Source organism: Arcobacter sp. ISO1 (assembly GCF_058105185.1).
Genome location: NZ_CM176573.1, coordinates 1,377,554 through 1,390,013 on the forward strand (window position 1 = coordinate 1,377,554; position 12,460 = coordinate 1,390,013).

Genomic DNA, 12,460 nt, shown 5'->3' on the forward strand with positions numbered 1-12,460 from the left:
AAAAGATGAAAAAAGAACCAATTAGTGATAGAAGAAGATTCTTTTTAAATATTGCAAGGGCAACTGGTCTTGCAATTCTTGGTGGTTTTGTATGGAGTGCATACGTTGATGAGGTAACAGCCTCACAACTTACTCTTCGACCACCTGGAGCATTAGAAGAAGAAGATTTTTTAAAAACTTGTATCAAATGTGGTATGTGCGTTGAAGCTTGTCCTTTTGACACTCTTCAATTAGCAAAGCCTGGTGATAACTTACCTCTTGGGACACCATTTTTTACCCCAAGAGATATTCCTTGTTATATGTGTCCAGATATACCATGTGTACCTGTTTGTCCTACAGATGCTTTAGATATCAAAAAAGTTTCAAGTGCAAATAGACTTGATATCAATAAAGCTCAAATGGGAACAGCAGTTGTAGATACAAAAAATTGTATTGCTTTTTGGGGAATTCAATGTGATGCTTGTTATAGAGCCTGTCCATTAATGGATGAAGCTATAAAACTAGAATATGAAAAAAATAGTAGAACAGGAAAACATGCATTTTTAAAACCAGTAGTTGATAGTGATGTATGTACAGGTTGTGGTCTTTGTGAACATGCCTGTGTAACTGAAAAAGCTGCAATCTTTGTATTACCAAGGGAAATTGCTTTAGGTAAAGTAGGTGATCACTATATAAAAGGCTGGGATAAAGCTGATGAAAAAAGGCTTGAAAATGCAACGATGGAAACAACAACAACAGAACGAAGTAAGAGAAAAGCTATTGATACATTAAATGATATGGGAGGACTTTTAGATGATTAAGAATAAATTTTTGATTCTAAGAAGAGTCGTTCAAATTAGTTTAATGGTTCTGTATTTTGGTGCGAATGCATGGGGATGGAGTATCATAATGGGGAACTTAAGTTCTTCTTTGATTTTTGGTCTTATTCCTATGAGTGACCCTTATGCAGTATTACAGATGTTTGTTGCTGGGGCAATAATTGCAAGTGATATATTCTTAGGATTACTAGTAGCAGTTTTATTTTATGGGATTATTGGAGGACGAGCATTTTGTTCTTGGGTTTGTCCTGTAAATATGATTACTGATTTAGCTAACTACTTAAGAAGAAAACTTGGATTTAATCAAATTCAAAAGAAACAACCTGCAAGTAGAAATATGCGATATTGGGTTATTGCTATATCACTTGTAATCTCTTTTGCCTTTGGAATTACGGCATTTGAGTTTGTTTCTCCTGTTTCTATGGTTCATAGAGGAATAGTTTTTGGCATGGGCTTTGGATGGGCTGCTATTGTAGTTATCTTTCTTTTTGATCTTTTTGTTTTAAAGAATGGATGGTGTGGTCATATCTGTCCTATTGGTGGTATTTACTCAATAATAGGTAGATTTAGCCTAATAAGAGTTGACTACGAAGAGGAAAAATGTACTTTATGTATGAAGTGTAAAGAGGTTTGTCCTGAGGTTCAAGTACTTTATATGGTTGGTAAAAAATCTGAACAAGTACTTTCTGGGGAGTGTACAAACTGCGCAAGATGCATAGAAGTATGTGATGATGACGCACTTAATTTTTCAATTCGAGATTTAATAAAAAATAAAAATAGCAAAGGAGAATTAGCATGAGACTAATTACTAAAATAGGTTTAGGTATTGTTTCTGCTTCGGTTTTATTTGTAGCTGGGTGTAGTACAGCTTCTAAAACTTATAGTGAAGAATCACTAGGACTTAGAAAAGTTGATTTATATAGTGAAAATACAGTAACGCCTGATGAAACAAAATATTCACAAGCAGCAGCTGGAACTAGTAAAAAAATTGAAAGAGCATTTCAAGATGCTCCACCTATGATTCCACATAGTGTTGATGGTATGTTACCAATTACTGTTAACAACAACCAATGTGTAAGTTGCCATACTCCAGGTGTTGCAGAAACATTAAATGCATTACCTTATCCAAAATCACACATGACTGATTTTAGACCTTCTACTTCATTGGCAAAAGATGGTAAAATAGTTAAAAATGGAAAAGAAATTGATAATACTTCAAGTGATAAAATGGAGTATATTACAATTAAAGAGATGGCATCTTTAAGTGGAGCTAGATTTAACTGCTCACAATGTCATGCACCACAAAGTAAAGGTCAGTTAGTTGAAAACACTTTCCAACCAGAATATACTTCTAAAGATGGAGCAAATAAATCTTCTTGGGAAGGTTCAAGTCTTACTGAAGGCTTAGATACTTTAATGGAATAGATTATGGAAAGAAGAGAACTTTTAGGTTCTCTTTTTCCTTCAAAAAAAGAGGAAAAAGAGCGGGCAATTAGACCACCATATTTTAAAGATTTAGATTCTTTTGACAAAGAGTGTATAAAATGTGAAGATAAACCATGTATAACTATTTGTCAAGAGAATATTATTATTTTAGATGAAAAACAAACACCTATAATAGATTTCTCAAAAGGTGGATGTACCTATTGCGATGAGTGTGCAATAGCTTGTCCAACCGAGGTTTTAAGCCTTGAAGAAAAAAAGTACATTGATGTAGCTTTAGAAATAGAGATGTTACAATGTTTAAGTTGGAATAACACAATGTGTTTTTCTTGTAAAGATCCATGTTTAGATGATGCAATAGAGTTTATTGGGATGTTTAGACCAAGTATAAATCAAGAAAAATGCACAAGTTGTGGCTTTTGTGTAAGTGTATGTCCAACAAATGCAATTAAAATAACTAGGAGTTAATAGATGGCTGTTAAATTTATATCTCATGTAGATGAAAAAAATCCTGGAGATTGGTTTATTGAGTTAACTGATACATTAGAGGAGAAAACAGTAATTTGTAATGATTTAGAAGAATTCCAGAAAAATATTGAAATTATGGGTGAAGATTATGCAAATGATATTGAAGTTGTTTGGACAAAATCAAAAACTTTAAGCCCTGTAAGCTATCAAGACTTAAATGAGAAGATGGCAGTTTTACAAAAAGAGTATGAAGAAGAGATAAATAAAATCAATGGACAACAAGATGATACGGGCTTCAATCCAAATGCATAAACTTGTATTTATACTATCTTTATTATTTGTAAACCTATTTGCAATTGAGAATTTAGAACCTACTAAAATATTTAAAGCAAGTGGAACTGTACAGTCTTTAGTTTATAAAGAAAATAAATTATATGCAGCAACTAGTGAAGGAAAAGTTGAAGTTTTTGATGCCTTGACAACTAAAAAAATAAAAGAGATAAAAATTCCTAATATAAAAGATTTTATGGGTGATGTAATTGCTGCAAAAATATATTCTATAGATTTAATTGATAATAAATTATTAATAGTATCTCAAGGAATGAAAGGTTACAGAAATATTTTTATTTATGAAAATGAAAACTTAATAAAAGCAATTGGTATAGATAAAAAATATTTTATCCAAAAGGCAAACTTTATCTCAAAAGATAAGATAGTATTTGCTTTGCTTAGTAACCAAATTGGAGTTTTTGATTTAAAAAACGAAAAACTAGATTATCTTATACAAGTTAGTGCTTCATCATTTTCTGATTTTTCTTTAAGTGAAGACAAAAAGGTTTTAGTTACAACAGATGAAAGTGGGATTGTTAGAAAGATAAGAGTTGATAATGCTCAAGTTTTTGGTGAAAACAAAAACAAAAATTTAGATAAAGTTTATCAAGTAGATTATAAAAACGGTGTTATCTTAACAGCAGGTCAAGACAGGCAAGCAGTTATTTACACGGGTTTTATAGATTATTCAATGAGGTTTGATTTTTTACTTTATAGTTGCGGTTTAAGTCCAAAGGCAAAAATTGGTGCTATTGCTTATAATGAAAAAAATGAAGTCTTAATATTTGATGTTAATACAAAAGATAAATTATATAATCTTAAGGGGCAAAAAGCTACTTTAACGCAAATTTTATTTATAAATAAAAATGAAGTGTTTGTAAGTAGTGATGATTCGAATATAAACTATTTTAAATTGAAATAAGGAGAGAACAATGAATGTATCTAGTATTGTAGTACAAACTTTACCAAAATATCTTGATGAGGTGGTTGAAAGTTTAAAACAATGTGAAGCTTGTGATTATCATTTACATGATGAAAAGGGTAGAATCATTGTTACTATTGAAGGGAATGGAGTTAAAGAAGAACTTGAGAAATTAAGAGTTATTGAAGCAATTCCTCATGTAGCAAGTGCAGATATGCAAATGGCATATAGTGAAGATGAATTAGATGAACACATTGAAGTTTTGGAAAATGCAGAGTTAGTTCCTAAAATGTTAAATGATGAAAATGTTGACCCAAATAAAATAATGTATAGAGGGGATTTAAAAAGAAAAAACCTTGAAGGTTTTGCTGAAGAGTTTGATAAAATTGATTAATATTAAAGGTTTTTAAGATGAAAGAATATTCTGAAAGTGAATTTTTAATTGAGACAATTGTCCCTGAAGATGAGTTAATTGTTTCTAGAACTGATTTAACTGGAAAAATCACATATGCAAATGAGACTTTCGCAAATATAAGTGGATATGAAGTTGAAGAGTTAATTGGGAAACCACACAATCTAGTAAGACATCCAGATATGCCAAAAAGAATATTTAAAGAGATGTGGTCAAAACTAGAAACTGAACAAAAATGGCAAGGGTATGTTAAAAACCTTAGAAAAGACAAAGGATTTTATTGGGTTTATGCAAGTGTTAGTGGCGTTTACAAAGATGGTAAACTAGTTGAATACAAATCTATTAGATTTCCAATTCCCTATGAAGAGAAAATTTTCTATCAAAAAAAATATGATCAGATCAGAAATATTGATGGAGAAAATATTAGAACCGTAATATATAAATAGTAAATAACTATTCATATTGGTTCTAAAAATACACAAGTAACTAAAATATTTATTGTTATATAAAAGCTTCAATCATATAATTTCCTAAATTTATTTAGGAGCAATAATGAAAAAACTGATTTTAGCAACTCTTTTAGCTGTTTGTGCAAATGCACATTTCTTAACGTTTTTATCTAATACAGATAATATTCAATCTAAAGAGCAATCTACACTAAAACTTGACGCAATGTTTATTCATCCCTTTGAACAAACTGGAATGACAATGGTTAAACCAGTTGGTATTTTTTTAGGTGATGAAAAACTGCCTTTAAAAGAAACCAAAAAATTTGATCATAAAGCTTGGAGCAGTGAGTACACAGTAAAAAGACCAGGTGTTTATAAATTTCATGTAGTGCCTGAAGCTTATTTTGAGCCTGCTGAAGAAAAATATATCATCCATGTACCAAAATTAATAGTTAGTGCATTTGGTTTAGAAGATGGTTGGGATGAACCACTTGGTTTAAAATATGAAATTGTCCCAATGACAAAACCCTTTGGTCTTTATTCTGGAAACCTTTTCCAAGGTAAAGTTTTGCATAATGGAAAAGCAGCAGCAAATGTTGAAGTAGAAGTAGAGCTTTTTAATGAGTTTGGACTTAAAGCGCCAAGTGATGCACATATTACTCAAGTAGTTAAAACTGATGATAATGGAGTATTTTCATTTACTATGAATCATAAAGGTTGGTGGGGATTCGCTGCTTTAATTGAAGAGGGTGAAAAGGAATATAAAGGTAAAATGTATCCAATTGAAAATGGTGCACTTATGTGGGTAAAGGTTTATTAAAAAATGCATATCTCTGATGGAATACTTTCAAGTGAAGTAGTTATAGCAACTTCTATAATCTCTTTAGGTTTAATTGCAATATCTTTAAAGACTCTAAAAAATAAAAATATTGCTTTAATCTCAGCTATGAGTGCAATATTTTTTATAGCTTCATTTATACATATTCCATTGGGACCCACACAAGTTCATCTTGTTTTAATAGGAGTTATTGGAATACTTCTTGGAAGTGGAGTTTTCCTTGCAATTGCAATTGCCCTTTTATTACAAGCAACTCTATTAGGCTATGGTGGACTAAGCTCTTTAGGAGCAAATATAATTATTATGGCACTTCCTGCTTATTTGATGTATCTATTAACTAAAAGTGGGGTGTTAAATCTTTTAAATGAAAAAATAAAATATTTTGCTATTGGTTTTGTATCTGTATTAATTGCAACAATATTTTTATGTTTGATATTAGTTCTTGCAAAACAGGAGTATTTACTTGCAGCTTATACAATTATTTTGGCAAATATTCCAGCAATGATTATAGAAGGTTTAGTAACACTATTTTTAATAAATTATCTAAAAAAGAGTATGCCTGATATTCTAAAAGAGGTAAATCTATGAGGTTATTGTTATTAGTTATTTTTGTTTTTCAATTCTCTTTTGCACACAAATTAAATCTTTTTTTGACTCAAGAGAAAGAAAAAGTTTTTGCAAGTGCATATTTTGCAAGTGGAAGTTTTTGTAAAAATTGTGATATAAAAGTTGAAGATGAAAAAGGAGTAATCCTTCAAAAAGGAAAAACTAATAAAAATGGTGAATTTATTATTACTAATTTAGCTCCTAAAATTATTGTATCTGTGGAATCACTTGGTGGACATGGAGCAAAAGATACTTTAACTACTAATATTATAAAAAAAGAAAACGAAATAGTTGATACAAATATCTTAAATTTAGAAGAAGAAGTTTTAAGATTAAAGTCTGAAAATAAGATGCTAAAAGAGAAGATTGAACAAAACGAAATTCTAAAAATGATATTTGCACTTTTTATTATTGTCGGAATTTTCTTCTTTTTAAAAAAAATAAAAAGAAAAAATGAATAATTTTAACTCTTCAATAATTTTAATCTGTGCTTTTTTGTACTCAATTTTTATTAGCTTCAATCAAGTTGAATTATTATACTTTTTGCCTATAGTTTTTGTGGCTTTTTGTGAGTATAAATCTCTTATTAGCATTATAAAAAAACTAATTTTTCTAAATCTATTTATTTTGATGATCTTCGTTGTTTTACTTATTCAAAGTAGTTTCGAAGAGGCTATAAATATCTATATTAGAACTAATATGATTGTGCTTTTTAATCTTTTATTATTCTCACAGTCAAGTGGTTATGATATTGTTAGAGCTTTAAATGAATTAAGATTCCCAAAAAAAGTAGTAAGCTCAGTATATTTTACGCTTAAAATGATTCAAACTTTAAATGATGAATTTAAAAAAATAAAAATGACTTTAAGAGCAAGAGGTTTTAGGGCAAATTCATCAATGTTTACATATGAAACTTATGGGAATCTATTTGGGCATATTTTTGTAAAGTCAATAATAAAAGCTAATGCTTTACAAGATTCTTTTAAATTAAGAGGATTTGGTGGAAGGATTTATTTAATAAATAATTCTAAACTTTCTTATTATGATGTGATTTTAATATTCTTAGTTTGTATGCTTTATGTAAAGGTTTTTGTATGAGTTGTTCAATAAATTTAAAAAATATAAGTTATGAAACTTCAACAAAAGAGGTTTTTAAAGATGTTACTTTAAATGTATCCCATGAAGAAAAAGTTGCAATAGTTGGATCTAACGGAAGTGGGAAAAGTTCACTTTTAAAAATCCTTGCTGGTTTAATCGCTCCAAAAGAGGGTGAGATTTTTTTATTTCATGATAAGATGAATTCAAAAAAAGATTTTAGAGCTTATAGGGGAGATATTGGATATTTACCTCAAGATGTAAGTGATCATTTTTTATGTCCAACAGTTATAGAAGATGTGATGTTTGCTTTAAGGGCAAAGGGCATAAAAAAAGATGAAGCCTATGAATCTTCAATTAAAATGCTTGAAGAGTTAGGAATATTACATTTAGAAAATAGAAATATTTATGATCTAAGTGGAGGGGAACAAAAAATTGTTGCTTTAGCAGGAATTTTAATTACTAAACCAAAAATTATTTTGCTTGATGAACCTACAAATGCTTTAGATGAAGATGCTGAAGTAAGAATAATCAATATTTTAAACTCTATAAAAAAATCAATGGTAATTGTGTCTCACCACAAAACTTTTATTGAAAAACTTACGCCAACAATTTATAAACTAAAAACCGATGGGTTAGAAAAGATAAGTTAATATACAATATAATCTTTATAAATAGAAGCTTTCATGAAGGTTATACAAATATGAAAAAAATTGGTATGTTAGGTGGAATGAGTTGGGAGAGTACTTCAACTTATTATAAACTTTTAAATGAAGAGATTAAACATAGACTAGGTGGCTTACATAGTGCTAAAATAATACTCTCAAGTGTTGATTTTGAAGAGATAGAAAAGTTCCAACACAGTTCTTTATGGGAAGAAACAGCTAAAATTTTATCAAATGAAGCAAAAGCTGTGGAAGATGCAAAGGCAGATTTTTTAATTATATGTACTAATACAATGCATAAAGTAGCACCTCAAATTGAAGAAAATATAAATATCCCTATTTTACATATTGCAGATTGTACAGCACAAGCTTTATTAAAAGATGGTATTAAAAAAGTTGCTCTTTTAGGAACAAAGTTCACTATGACAGAAGAGTTTTATAAAAATAGAATTGAAGAAAAATACAAAATAGAAGTAATAGTTCCAAATGAAAAAGAACAAGACTTAATCCATGAAGTTATCTACAAAGAGTTATGTTTAGGTAAATGTGTTAAAAAATCTAGGGATGAATATATAAAAATCATAAAAAGATTAGAAGAAGATTATGATTGCGAAGGTGTAATTTTAGGATGTACAGAAATATCAATGTTGATAAAACAAGGTTATGTTGATATCCCTATTTATGATACTACAAAACTGCATGTTTTAAGTGCGGTAAATTTTGCTTTAGAAAAATAAAGATTTAATATGAAAAAAAATATTGAAGTTGTGATGTTAGGTGATTCAATTATTGCTAGGGGTGATTGGAAAAAGCTTTTAGAAAACAATTTTGTAATAAATCTAGGAATTGATGGGGACAATACCCTTGGGGTATTAAATAGAGTTAATAGAGCAATAGAGTTAGAACCAAAAATAATTTGTTTGATGATAGGGATAAATGACTTATGTCTTTCTGTTCCACTTGAAAAAACATTTGAAAACTATAAAAATATTTTGGAAAAAATTATTCCAAAAAAGATAAAAATCATCGTTCAGTCTGTATTAATTACTCAAATGCCAGCAGTTAATAAAAAAGTTAATACTTTAAATAAAATGATAAAAGAGTATTGTCAAACTAAAAATATACAAATGATTGATTTTAATAGTGTCTTTTCCAATGAAAAAGGACTTTTAAGAGAGGATTTAACAATAGATGGTCTTCATTTAGGAGAAAAAGCTTATAAAGTTTGGGCATATAAATTAAAAAGTTTAATTTAAAATCTATATTTTTGCATCCTTTTTAAACTTTCTTCGTCTATAGATATAAATACTTAAAAAGGATTTATATGAGTATGATTTTTGCGATGAGTTATTTCTCTTTTGTTATGTCAATATCACCAGGACCTGTAAATATGATTATTATATCTTCAGGAATTAGTAATGGTTTTAAAAAAACTTTTTTATTTATATCTGGTGCAACAATAGGTTTTACAGCTTTATTAGCTTTTATAAGTTTTGGTTTTTCAAAAATTGTTGAATCTTTTCCAAATTTTTTGATTTATTTATCTTTTTTTGGTTCGGGTTTTATTATATATATGGGTTATAAAATCATAAATTCTTCTGCTAAAATAGAATTGGAAAAAAAGGAAAATTTTATACCAAAGTTTTATGATGGATTCTTATTGCAATGGCTAAATCCTAAAGCTTGGATAGCATCTGTAGCTGGAGTTTCTCTGTTTTCTACTTCTACTAATAGCTTGATATTATTTATAACAATATATTTTTTAGTATGTTATTTGTGTTTGAGTTTTTGGGGGATTGTTGGTCAAAAGGTGATGTTTTTATTCCAAACACAAAGAAGAGTTAAAATTTTAAATATTATAATGGGGAATCTACTAATCTTAGTTGCAATTTATCTTTTTTATATGCAATTAATAAAAGTGATTTAAAAGGTTAAAAATGGATAAAAGTACAGAAAATGTTTGGGAAGAATATCACAGACAGCTCTTAGGTTTTATAAGTAGTAAAGTATCCAATACTCAAACTGCAAAAGATATTTTGCATGAAGTGTTTATCAAAATTCATACTAAAATGGATACATTAGATGATATTACAAAACTCAAAAGTTGGGTATATCAAATAACTAGAAATACTATTATTGACTTTTATCGAACAAATAAAAATGTTAAAGAGATTCCTTCTTGGGTAAATGACCCTTTTGAGATAGATTCAGAAGAGATTATAAAAGATGAATTATCTTTATGCTTAGGTTTTTTAATAAGTAGATTGCCTGATAAATACAAAAAAGCAATAGAGTTATCAGAAATAGAAAACAATACACAACAAGAGTTAGCTACAAAAGAAAACATCTCTTTACCTGCTGCAAAATCTAGAGTACAAAGAGGAAGAAAAATATTAAAAGAGATGTTACTTGAGTGTTGTGAATTGGAGATAAATAAACATAATAGAATTGTAGAAGTAAAAATAAAAGATGAAAAAAACTGTTCTTTAATAAACTCTAATAGTCATTAAAAACGATTTCACAAACAATTTGAGCATGATCACTTTGTAATAAACTACCATCTTTATTATCTTTTAGATGATTATCTAAAACTTTATAAGAGTTTATTTTTCCTATAGCATTCTTATCTTTTTTATTAAAATCTTTTGATACAAAAATGTAATCTATCACATTTCCTTTAGATAGATAATAACTAGTTGCTTTTCTTTGAGCCTTTTTCTCTGGATGGGGATTTGATTCTTTTTTTGAGGCTAAAATATATGCATCATATAATAAATATGAATTAAACTTTTTTCTTTCATTGTGGTATGAATGATTTGCTAATGCATCAATTGAAAGGGAAAACTCTTTATCATTTAAATCACATAAACAAATTATAGGTTTATCACAATTTAAAAAATCATAATATAAAGATGAAGTTTCACAAAGTCTTTGTTTTAATGCTGATAGATTTTTGTTTTTTAGTGAAGTAAAAACTTTTTGTTTTTTTTCATTAAGTGGTGTTTGCTTATTAAAAATATATTCAAACTCATTTAATCTATTTGATTTAAAGTGATTTACATAAATAAAAATCTCTTTTTTATTTTCAATTTCAATTAAAGCCTTTATTGGTTTTCTTGAAAAATTAAACTTTTCAGTAAAAAAATGTTTTTTTAAACTTTTTATATGGGGCGTAACTACTTCTATTTTTAAAATTGGATATTTAGAAGCTAAAGCTACAGTTGTACTTATGTATACATTAGAGTTTATTTTGTCCTTTTTAGCATCATCAACTGTTACAAAATATTTAAACCCTAACTCTTTACAAAGTTTTTCTAGTTCATTTTTTGAAAAAACTTCTTGAAAGCCAATAATATCACAATCCATTTTTTCTATTTGTTCTTTTACCCACTTCGTTTTTTTATCCCATTGTTCATTTGTGAATCTATCTTTTTTTATATACCACGAGTATGGAGGTGCACAAAACTGAAAAAGGTTAAAAGATGCGACTTTTATTTTCATTTTTTTGATAATTCTTCAATTTTACTTGCATAAAAAACTGGACACTCAATCATTGGATAATGACCTGCTTCTTGACATTCAATTATATTTACATTTTTGTATTTAGAAAAATTCTTTTCTGTTTCTTTTTTTGCAAAAACTGCAGAATCATATTTTCCAAGTATTATATTAACTTCAATCTCTTCATTAATATCATTTTCATTATCACTTGTATTAAGATACATATTCATATAAGAAACTCTAGCTTCAACTAAAGATGAACTGTATCCTATATCTATTCTATATTTTGCCCAAGTTTGATTATATCTCCTACTTGAACTTCTAACAATTTGTTCAATTGCTCTTTTATTTTCAGACATTTTTCTAATTAAACTTTTCTTTTGTATCTCTGGAACTTTTATACCTGAAGCTGAAATAGGTGTTGTTAAAATCAGTTTTTTCACCTTTGGTTCTATTAATGCAACTCTTTGGGCTATCATTGTTGACATTGAGTGGGCTACAAGGATAACTTCCTCTAGATTTAATCTAGAGATTAAATTTTTAACATCATGGGAAGCCTCTTCTAGATTATATTCCCCTTTTTTCTCTTTTGATAATCCATAACCTCTTAGGTCTGTAAAGATATATGTGAAGTTTTCTTTATCTAAAAAAGGAAATATTGCTTCATAGTTTCTACAATCACCCATGAGTTCATGTAAAAAAATGATTTTGGTATCTCCATTTCCAATTATTTTTGTTCCTAACATTGTGTTTGCCTATTATTTAATTAAGAGTGATACTTTATAGAAAACTTCCTTAGAATAATAAAATAATTTTATAAGCTTTTGTTATATTTGTGTTGTATTTATACAATTTATATTAAAATAATATTATTTTTAAGTCATTTTTCAACTATTAAGAGTTTCTTTATTAG

General features: G+C 28.1%; 19 protein-coding genes. 17 read left to right on the top strand and 2 right to left on the bottom strand.

Annotation, left to right across the window (positions count from 1 at the left end):
* Positions 1–5: 5 nt before the first annotated feature.
* The 17 genes from napG (at position 6) to sigZ (ending at position 10,556) form a co-directional block, all read left to right on the top strand.
* Positions 6–800, top strand: a complete 795-nt coding sequence (napG, locus tag AC2TY9_RS06775; RefSeq protein ID WP_489780185.1) for a ferredoxin-type protein NapG — start codon at positions 6–8, stop codon at positions 798–800.
* Positions 793–1,617 (top strand): quinol dehydrogenase ferredoxin subunit NapH, encoded by an 825-nt coding sequence (gene napH, locus AC2TY9_RS06780; protein ID WP_489780186.1) that lies wholly within the window; start codon positions 793–795, stop codon positions 1,615–1,617. The genes napG and napH overlap by 8 nt, the downstream gene beginning before the upstream one ends.
* Positions 1,614–2,243 carry a nitrate reductase cytochrome c-type subunit gene (locus AC2TY9_RS06785; protein WP_489780187.1) on the top strand — a complete coding sequence of 210 codons (630 nt, stop codon included), beginning with the start codon at positions 1,614–1,616 and terminating at the stop codon, positions 2,241–2,243. Before napH ends, AC2TY9_RS06785 begins: the two co-directional genes overlap by 4 nt.
* A gap of 3 nt (positions 2,244–2,246) precedes the next feature.
* Positions 2,247–2,729 (top strand): ferredoxin-type protein NapF, encoded by a 483-nt coding sequence (locus AC2TY9_RS06790; protein WP_489780188.1) that lies wholly within the window; start codon positions 2,247–2,249, stop codon positions 2,727–2,729.
* Between the two features lie 3 nt (positions 2,730–2,732).
* Positions 2,733–3,041: a hypothetical protein gene (locus AC2TY9_RS06795; RefSeq protein ID WP_489780189.1), complete on the top strand. Its 309-nt coding sequence runs from the start codon at positions 2,733–2,735 to the stop codon at positions 3,039–3,041.
* Entirely contained in the window at positions 3,013–3,981 is a 969-nt protein-coding gene (locus AC2TY9_RS06800) for a WD40 repeat domain-containing protein (protein WP_489780190.1), read from the top strand. Before AC2TY9_RS06795 ends, AC2TY9_RS06800 begins: the two co-directional genes overlap by 29 nt.
* Before the next feature lie 10 nt (positions 3,982–3,991).
* Positions 3,992–4,375, top strand: coding sequence for a chaperone NapD (locus AC2TY9_RS06805; protein ID WP_489780191.1), 384 nt, complete (start codon positions 3,992–3,994; stop codon positions 4,373–4,375).
* A gap of 17 nt (positions 4,376–4,392) precedes the next feature.
* On the top strand, positions 4,393–4,839 hold the full coding sequence (locus tag AC2TY9_RS06810; protein ID WP_489780192.1) for a PAS domain-containing protein: 447 nt from the start codon (positions 4,393–4,395) through the stop codon (positions 4,837–4,839).
* A 106-nt stretch (positions 4,840–4,945) separates the two neighbouring features.
* On the top strand, positions 4,946–5,662 hold the full coding sequence (locus AC2TY9_RS06815) for a DUF4198 domain-containing protein (RefSeq protein WP_489780193.1): 717 nt from the start codon (positions 4,946–4,948) through the stop codon (positions 5,660–5,662).
* Between the two features lie 3 nt (positions 5,663–5,665).
* Positions 5,666–6,268: a cobalt transporter CbiM gene (gene cbiM, locus AC2TY9_RS06820; RefSeq protein WP_489780194.1), complete on the top strand. Its 603-nt coding sequence runs from the start codon at positions 5,666–5,668 to the stop codon at positions 6,266–6,268.
* Positions 6,265–6,747 carry a hypothetical protein gene (locus AC2TY9_RS06825; RefSeq protein WP_489780195.1) on the top strand — a complete coding sequence of 161 codons (483 nt, stop codon included), beginning with the start codon at positions 6,265–6,267 and terminating at the stop codon, positions 6,745–6,747. Before cbiM ends, AC2TY9_RS06825 begins: the two co-directional genes overlap by 4 nt.
* Positions 6,740–7,384, top strand: a complete 645-nt coding sequence (locus tag AC2TY9_RS06830) for an energy-coupling factor transporter transmembrane component T family protein (protein ID WP_489780196.1) — start codon at positions 6,740–6,742, stop codon at positions 7,382–7,384. Before AC2TY9_RS06825 ends, AC2TY9_RS06830 begins: the two co-directional genes overlap by 8 nt.
* Positions 7,381–8,034 (top strand): energy-coupling factor ABC transporter ATP-binding protein, encoded by a 654-nt coding sequence (locus tag AC2TY9_RS06835; RefSeq protein ID WP_489780197.1) that lies wholly within the window; start codon positions 7,381–7,383, stop codon positions 8,032–8,034. The genes AC2TY9_RS06830 and AC2TY9_RS06835 overlap by 4 nt, the downstream gene beginning before the upstream one ends.
* 50 nt (positions 8,035–8,084) lie before the next feature.
* Positions 8,085–8,783, top strand: coding sequence for an aspartate/glutamate racemase family protein (locus tag AC2TY9_RS06840; protein ID WP_489780198.1), 699 nt, complete (start codon positions 8,085–8,087; stop codon positions 8,781–8,783).
* 9 nt (positions 8,784–8,792) lie between these two features.
* On the top strand, positions 8,793–9,302 hold the full coding sequence (locus AC2TY9_RS06845) for a GDSL-type esterase/lipase family protein (RefSeq protein ID WP_489780199.1): 510 nt from the start codon (positions 8,793–8,795) through the stop codon (positions 9,300–9,302).
* Between the two features lie 68 nt (positions 9,303–9,370).
* Positions 9,371–9,973, top strand: a complete 603-nt coding sequence (locus tag AC2TY9_RS06850) for a LysE family translocator (RefSeq protein WP_489780200.1) — start codon at positions 9,371–9,373, stop codon at positions 9,971–9,973.
* A gap of 10 nt (positions 9,974–9,983) precedes the next feature.
* Positions 9,984–10,556 carry an RNA polymerase sigma factor SigZ gene (gene sigZ, locus AC2TY9_RS06855; protein WP_489780201.1) on the top strand — a complete coding sequence of 191 codons (573 nt, stop codon included), beginning with the start codon at positions 9,984–9,986 and terminating at the stop codon, positions 10,554–10,556.
* On the opposite strand, the gene AC2TY9_RS06860 is transcribed toward sigZ, so the two are convergent.
* Both AC2TY9_RS06860 and AC2TY9_RS06865 read right to left on the bottom strand, forming a co-directional pair.
* Positions 10,543–11,547 (bottom strand): endonuclease/exonuclease/phosphatase family protein, encoded by a 1,005-nt coding sequence (locus tag AC2TY9_RS06860; protein WP_489780202.1) that lies wholly within the window; start codon positions 11,545–11,547, stop codon positions 10,543–10,545. The genes sigZ and AC2TY9_RS06860 overlap by 14 nt on opposite strands.
* Positions 11,544–12,293 carry an alpha/beta fold hydrolase gene (locus AC2TY9_RS06865; protein WP_489780203.1) on the bottom strand — a complete coding sequence of 250 codons (750 nt, stop codon included), beginning with the start codon at positions 12,291–12,293 and terminating at the stop codon, positions 11,544–11,546. The genes AC2TY9_RS06860 and AC2TY9_RS06865 overlap by 4 nt, the downstream gene beginning before the upstream one ends.
* Between the last annotated feature and the right edge of the window lie 167 nt (positions 12,294–12,460).